Below are 1,161 nucleotides of genomic sequence, written 5' to 3'. Positions count from 1 at the left end.
CTTCCTCGGCGATCAGCGAATGATCGACAATCAGGTCGGTGGGGATCAGCGGATTGATGCGGCGCGGATCGCCGCCGCGCGCCTGCAGCGCATCGCGCATGGCGGCCAGGTCGATCAGGCTGGGAATGCCGCTAACGTCCTGCGCCAGCACCCGCGTCGGATGCAGCCAGACATCGGCGGGCGCATCCGGCGCCGGCGCGTCGGGGTGATAGGCCCGCAGCAGGGCCAGCGCATGCGGCCGGTGGCTGTGGATGGCGCTTTCATGCCGCAACGCGTTCTCGATCAGCACGCGCGCAACGTAGGGCAGGCGGCCGGCCTGCAGGCCGTGCTCGGCGGCGAAGGCCGGCACGCTGAAATGGCGGCCATACTCCGCGTCCGGGTCGTAGGCCTGCAGATAGGGATCTTGCTCGGGGGGCTGCACGATACGTCTGTCTCCGTTCCGTTGTCGCCGGGTCGGCGCCCGGCTGTCTTCATGGCGTGTCAGGCGGCCTTGTCAGCGTACAGCGCGTCGAGCCGCTCTTCATAGGCGAAATAGCCAATGCTTTCATACAGTTCCATGCGCGTCTGCATCTGGTCGAGCACGCCGCGCTGGGTGCCGTCGCGGCGGATCGCCTCGTAGGTGCGCTGGGCCGCGCGGTTCATGGCGCGGAAGGCCGACAGCGGATAGAGCACCATGCCGACCTGCGCGGCGGCCAGTTCCTGCACCGTCAGCAGCGGCGTCTGGCCGAATTCGGTGATGTTGGCCAGGATGGGCGCCGGCAGCGCGCGGGCGAAATCGCGAAAGCCCTCCAGGTCATGCACCGCTTCGGGAAAGGCGATGTCGGCGCCGGCCTCGACGCAGGCGGACAGCCGGTCCAGCGCGCTCTGGCGGCCTTCGCTGGCCAGCGCATCGGTGCGGGCGATGATGACGAAATGCGGATCGGTGCCGGCGTCGACGGCCGCCTTGATGCGGTCGACCATCTCCGGCAGGGTCACCACTTCCTTGTTGGGGCGATGGCCGCAACGCTTGGCGCCGGCCTGGTCCTCGATCTGCATGGCGGCGGCGCCCGCGGCGATCATCGAACGGGTGGTGCGCGCCACATTGAAGGCCGACGCGCCAAAGCCGGTGTCGACATCGACCACCAGGGGCAGGGGGCAGACTTCGGTAATGCGGCGCACGTC

Annotated in this window: 2 protein-coding genes; both read right to left on the bottom strand. The window is 68.9% G+C overall.

From position 1 onward, the window contains the following. Positions 1 to 421 (bottom strand): aconitase family protein (locus N801_RS22145; protein ID WP_035940914.1); only part of this gene is annotated, 421 nt, incomplete at its 3' end. 59 nt (positions 422 to 480) lie between these two features. Then, a partial coding sequence (gene prpB / locus N801_RS22140; RefSeq protein WP_035940912.1) for a methylisocitrate lyase occupies positions 481 to 1,161 on the bottom strand: 681 nt, incomplete at its 5' end.

It is taken from the genome of Knoellia aerolata DSM 18566 (assembly GCF_000768695.1).
Classification (GTDB): domain Bacteria; phylum Actinomycetota; class Actinomycetes; order Actinomycetales; family Dermatophilaceae; genus Knoellia; species Knoellia aerolata.
This window is presented reverse-complemented; position numbering and strand designations above follow the sequence as displayed.